Origin of the sequence: Chloroflexus sp. (assembly GCF_034435895.1) — a bacterium.
Lineage (GTDB): Bacteria > Chloroflexota > Chloroflexia > Chloroflexales > Chloroflexaceae > Chloroflexus.
In genome coordinates, this window is record NZ_DAOTWH010000148.1 from 1 (window position 1) to 5,958 (window position 5,958).

Here is a 5,958-nt window from a genome sequence, read left to right on the forward strand (position 1 = left end):
ATCGGGTTCGTGATAACGAGACGAAATGCCGCGACATGACGCGCATCACGGCCACTGCGGCAGGCATCGTAACCGTGCATTGAACCATCACACCTATGATCCGGCTTGGCTTCGCTGTCCGCACCGTCCACCAACCCGGCCTTGCCGGCGGTTCGCCGCCCCACCTCAGCATCACGCTCACGCACCTGAGCGATGTGATCGGCTACCTCGAACACCATGCCATCCGGTTCTACCGGTTTGCCCTGCCACGCCACATCACCCCCGCCGATCTGGCCGATTGCCACATGCAGATCGAGTTGCTCGGCCACCGAATCGCGGCGCTCAATCTACGGCTTGGCATCCACCTCGATCCGGCGCTGAGCCTTTGCCACCCCGATGACGCCACCGCTGCCGAGGTAATCGCTATGATCGAAAGCACGGCGCAGCTCTTAGCAGCACTCGATCAACCCGACGCGACGAACCATACCCTCGTGATCCATACCGGCGCCAGTGATGATGCTGCCCTCGAACGATTTGCGCGCCGTTGGCCGGCCCTTTCGGCCAATGCCCGCCGGCGCACCGCCATTGAACACACCACCACCGGCCCCTCGTTACGCGCCCTACTTGGGCTAGCCGCCCGCACCGGCACGCCTATCGTGTTTGACTACCTCCATTTCCAGTTGCACAACCCCAACCAGTGGAGCTTGCCGGTCGCATTAGGGCTTTGCCTCGCCACATGGCCGCGCAATGTGCGTCCCGAAGTGCATCTGAGCAGCCAGCGCAGCGAAGCCCACCTCTTGCCGGGACGCAACGGCACGACGCGGGTGCTGCCGCCGCGATCCGGCCAGCACGCCGATTTTATCGTGGCTCGCGATGCCATCGAGCTGCTCGTGGCCAGTCGCGGCTTGCCGTCATTCGATCTGATGCTCGAAGCTAAAGCCGGCGATCTGGCGCTGCTGCGCTTGCGCCACGATCTCGCGCACTCCGCCCCGGATTGGGCCGAGCGGGTGGGATGAACGGCCTTTCCGTTTCCCACCGGGGTTTAGGAGTTGAAGCCAACGTATTAAACCTAGCAAGGAAGTGAGAACGTCTCCCTACCCCAGTGGGGTTGAGATGCGGACAGAACATGTGGTCGAACACAACCGTTGATCGCTGTGCAATGCCTCAACGCCCGGCTCGTCGCTCCCCTCTCCCGCGCCGGTGGGAGAGAGGCTAGGGGTGAGGGTCAGCAGCCCGCGCAGCGGGCTTCGTAACCATAGCCCGGCCCTTTAGGGCCGGGTTCTGGACAGATGTTTTGTTCGCCCTTGAACCCAGTGGGGTTGAGGGCTAAGGTGCGAGAAATAGATTACCGCAACGGACGCGGAGCGCGCAGAACATGATGCTTATTCCAAATTCCTTTGCGCCTTTGCGTTGATCATCCTCGCGGCTTTGCCCCCTTTGCGTCTTTGCGTTGATCGCCTTTGTCCCTTCGCGCCTACGACGGACATAGAAGTCTTGCCTCAACCGATTACGGCACTTGTCACGCCTGCCCGCTCGCCGGTATAATGCCTGCGGCAGATTCAGATTGCATTGAGGTGTACCGTGAGCGCACAACGTCCATCTTCCGCTGCAAACCCGCTGGCCGGCATTGTGGCCATCGCCATTCTGTTACTGATTCTCGGTCTCGTGGCCGGTTTGCTGATCAGCCGCGCTGCACCGCCGGCTGCCGTGCCAGCGCCAACCACACCACCAATCCCCACCGTCGCAGCACCGACTATGGCGCCAACGCCGGCTACGAGCACGATGCCGATCATGCCGACCGCCACCACCTATCAGTACAGCAGCCCGCCGCCGATGACGATCGATCCGGCCAAGAAGTACACAGCGACCATCTACACGCCCCGCGGCGAGATTGTGATCGAGCTATTGCCCGACATCGCCCCGCAGACGGTCAACAATTTCGTTTTCCTTGCTCGCCAGAATTTCTACAACGGGTTGACATGGCATCGCGTGCTGCCGAACTTTATGGCCCAAGGCGGCGATCCGCGCGGCGATGGCACCGGTGGCCCCGGCTACTCAATCCCGGCTGAGTTCACCGATAAAATTCTCTTCGACCAACCCGGCATCGTCGCTATGGCCCGCTCGTCGGATCCCAACAGCGCTGGCTCGCAATTCTTCATCACCACCGCGCCGGCCCCATGGCTCAACGAGCAGTACACGATCTTTGGCCGCGTGATTCAGGGCCAAGAGATCGTTGACGGCATTCCGTTGCGCGATCCGAGCAACCCAGCCGATCTGACGAGGCCGGGTGAGACGATTCTGGGCATTACGATTACCGAGTCGTAGCGAAACGCAACGATCATCACGCATCTACCGGAGCGGCGTTGCCAAGCAACGTCGCTCCTTGCCACAACCCGCTTCTCCCGCGTATAATAGGGCCTATCGCTCAATGTCGAGCTTGCGCTGCGAGGAGGCTATGCAATCCCCCCAACCAATCGTCAATGAGTTCGCCATCACTGCCGCCACCGTGAACGGTTCCGGCAGCCAGACGGCGAATATGGTGCTGATGCGGGCCATCTTTCAGATGGGCATTCCCGTCTCTGGCAAGAACCTCTTTCCTTCCAACATTCAAGGCGAACCGACGTGGTATACGCTGCGGGTGAGCCAAGCTGGCTATACCGCTCGCCCTGCCGAAACGCCGATTCTGGTGGCATTTAACCCACGCACGGCCAATGAAGACCTCGCCCAGTTGCCGGCGGGCGGGATCTGTCTCTACCCGGCTGATGGGCCATGGCAGCCACAGCGCGCTGACATCATCCCGCTTGCGCTCCCTGTGCGCCAGATTCTCGATCAGGTGGGAGTGAGCCAACGCCTGCGCCCCTATGCCGCGAATATGGTGTACGTCGGCGCGCTGGCGGCGTTGTTGGTGATCGAGGATGTCGCTTTGGTCAAGGCCGTGCAACAACAGTTCCGCGGCAAATCATCGGCAGTCGAGCTGAATCTGGCGGTGATCCGGGCAGCGCAGGCGTGGGCGGCTAACAATCCCTCGCCGGCTCATCACCGTTTCCGAGTCGCCCGGATGCAAGCCACGACCGGCATGATGCTGATCGACGGCAACACCGCCGCTGCGATCGGCGCAATTACCGGCGGTGTCGGGGTAGTGGCGTGGTATCCGATCACCCCGTCCAGCAGCCTGATTGAATCGCTTGAGAGCTATCTCCCCCGCTTGCGTCCGGCTGACGGCGGCGCAACCTGCGCCGTTGTCCAAGCCGAAGACGAGATCGCCGCGCTGGGGATCGTGATCGGGGCCGGGTGGGCCGGCGCGCGCGCGATGACTGCCACCTCCGGGCCGGGCATCTCGCTGATGACCGAGTTCGCCGGTCTTGGCTTTTTTGCCGAGATTCCGGCAGTGATTTGGGATGTGCAGCGGGTTGGGCCTTCGACCGGCCTGCCGACCCGCACTGCGCAGAGTGATTTGCTCTCGGTCTACTATCTGGGCCACGGCGACACGCGCCACGTCGTCTTGCTGCCGGGCACGATGGAAGAGTGCTACAGCGATGCCCAGCTTGCCTTCGATCTAGCCGAATATCTGCAAACGCCGGTCTTTGTGCTGAGCGATCTCGATCTGGGGATGAATATCTGGATGAGCCGGCCCTTCACCTACCCAGAGCAACCGCTGCAACGCGGCAAGGTGCTCAGCGCCGAAGATTTGGCCAAACTCACCTCGTATGCCCGCTTTGCCGACGTTGACGGCGATGGCATCGGCTACCGCACGCTGCCCGGCAACCCGCACCCGCTGGCAGCGACGCTCAGCCGCGGCACCGGCCACAACGAGCGCAACGTCTATAGCGAGCGACCCGCCGATTGGCAGCGCAATATGGCCCGGCTCTGGCGCAAGCACGAAACGGCTCGCCGCATGGTACCGCGCCCGGTGGTCGATCTCCATCCGCAGGCAACCGTGGGCCTTATCGGGTTTGGCTCGACCGCGCCGGCAATTGCTGAAGCGTATGACTTGCTGGCCACTGCCGGGATTGCCACCAGCAGTATGCGGGTGCGCGCATTGCCGCTTGGGCCGGAAGTGACCGATTTTATCGCCCGCCACCAATACTGTGTGGTGATCGAGCAGAATCACGATGGCCAGTTGCGCCATTTGCTCCAGCTCCATTGCCCGGCTTACGCCACCCGGCTCGGTTCGGTGGCGTGGTGCGATGGCTTGCCGCTCACCGCGCCGTTTGTGCGCGATCAGGTGATGGCGGTGTTGGAACAAATGCGTGAGCTGGCGCTGGTGATGAGCAAGTAAGCGGTGTTGCAAGATAGAGGGACAACGATGACCCAAGCACCTGTGAATGCGATTGGCTTGACCAAAAACGACTACCGCGGCGCGCCTTCGACCCTCTGCGCCGGTTGCGGCCATGACTCGGTCGCCAGCCAGATCATCGCCGCCGCGTTTGAACTCTCGTTACAACCCCATACCGTCATCCGCATGAGCGGCATCGGCTGTTCGAGCAAGTCGGCGGCGTACTTCCTTGGCCGCTCGCACGGCTTCAATTCGCTGCACGGACGGATGCCCTCGGTCACGACTGGCGCGCATCTTGCCAACCACACCCTGCGCCCGCTGGCCGTCAGCGGCGATGGCGATACCGCCAGCATCGGCCTCGGCCAGTTTATTCACTTACTGCGGCGGAATGTGCCAATAGTTTATATTGTGGAAAACAACGGAGTGTATGGCCTGACCAAGGGCCAATTCTCGGCCACCGCCGACGAGGGGCAAGAGCTGAAGCATGCCGGCGTCAATCACTTGCCGCCGATTGACGTGTGCGCCGAAGCGATCTTGGCCGGCTGCGGCTTTGTGGCTCGTTCGTTTGCCGGCGACGCCAAGCAGGTGCGCGAGCTGATCAAAGCCGCCTTCAACTTCCACGGCGCAGCGGTGATCGATGTGATTAGCCCGTGTGTCACCTTTAACAACCACGATCGCTCGACCAAGAGCTACACCTACGGCAAAACCCACGAATCGCCGATCCACGACATTAGCTTCATTCCGCACTACGAAGAGGTGACGATCGATTATGAACCGGGTGAGGCGCGCGATGTGCAACTGCACGATGGGCCGGTGATCCGGCTGCGCAAGCTGCACCGCGATCACGATCCCACTGACCGGATGGCGGCGCTGGCGCTGCTCGAAGAGGCACGCGCGGCGAACGAGTTTGTGACTGGATTGATCTACCTGAACGAGCGCCGGCCCACACTGGCCGAGACGCTCGGCATTGGCCAGACACCCATTGCGGCATTGCCAGAGGAACGTTTGCGTCCCAGCCGGGCAGCGTTTGCAGCGGTAATGGCCGAGCTAGTGGGCGATTAGATAGGAGAGGTAAGGGACGGACGGGTTTGCAACCCGCCCATGATGCAGTGGGGGATGGTAGCAACCCGCTCATGATGCGACGGGAGCAGATCGGAAACCTGCCCGTCGTGCGGTGTTGAGAGGCGGGCAGAACATTTGGCCAAGCACAACCGTTGACCGCTGTGCTACACTTCAGTGCGTAGCTCTGCACGTCCCCCTCCCGCGCTGCTGGAGCGGGGGCAAGAGTGAGGGCTATCAGCCCGCGCAGCGGGCTTCGTAAGGATAGCCCGGCCCTTCAGGGCCGGGTGCTGGATCATGGGTTAGAAACCCGCCCTTACGACTTTGGCACCGATGGCGGCGACTCTTCAACTGTTGGCCCAGATGCTTTCTTACGGCCAAACCACCCTCGTCGCGGCTTAGCGGCTGCCAGCGGCGGGGCCGCTTCGGTCTCCGGCCCAGCAGCCTTCTTGCGCCCAAACCAGCCTTGTCGTGGCTTCGCCGCTGCCGGCGGCATAGGTTCGGTCTCCGGCCCAGCAGCCTTCTTACGGCCAAACCACCCTTGCCGCGGCTTCGCCGCTGCCGGCGGCATAGGTTCGGTCTCCAGCCCAGCAGCCTTCTTACGGCCAAACCACCCTTGCCGCGGCTTCGCCGCTGCCGGCGGC

General features: G+C 62.4%; 4 protein-coding genes and 1 pseudogene. 4 read left to right on the forward strand and 1 reads right to left on the reverse strand.

The window, feature by feature from the left end:
* Positions 1-95 precede the first annotated feature (95 nt).
* The 4 genes from U9R81_RS08940 to U9R81_RS08955 all read left to right on the forward strand — a co-directional run bounded on the left by U9R81_RS08940 (position 96) and on the right by U9R81_RS08955 (position 5,317).
* Positions 96-995 carry a UV damage endonuclease UvsE gene (locus U9R81_RS08940; protein WP_322495140.1) on the forward strand — a complete coding sequence of 300 codons (900 nt, stop codon included), beginning with the start codon at positions 96-98 and terminating at the stop codon, positions 993-995.
* A gap of 565 nt (positions 996-1,560) precedes the next feature.
* Positions 1,561-2,304 (forward strand): peptidylprolyl isomerase, encoded by a 744-nt coding sequence (locus U9R81_RS08945; protein WP_322495141.1) that lies wholly within the window; start codon positions 1,561-1,563, stop codon positions 2,302-2,304.
* Positions 2,305-2,434: 130 nt separating this feature from the next.
* Entirely contained in the window at positions 2,435-4,258 is a 1,824-nt protein-coding gene (locus tag U9R81_RS08950; RefSeq protein ID WP_322495142.1) for a 2-oxoacid:acceptor oxidoreductase subunit alpha, read from the forward strand.
* A gap of 27 nt (positions 4,259-4,285) precedes the next feature.
* Positions 4,286-5,317, forward strand: a complete 1,032-nt coding sequence (locus tag U9R81_RS08955; RefSeq protein WP_322495143.1) for a 2-oxoacid:ferredoxin oxidoreductase subunit beta — start codon at positions 4,286-4,288, stop codon at positions 5,315-5,317.
* Positions 5,318-5,630: 313 nt separating this feature from the next.
* Here U9R81_RS08955 and U9R81_RS08960 read toward each other — a convergent pair.
* A pseudogene (locus U9R81_RS08960) lies at positions 5,631-5,958 on the reverse strand (hypothetical protein); the annotation flags it as partial.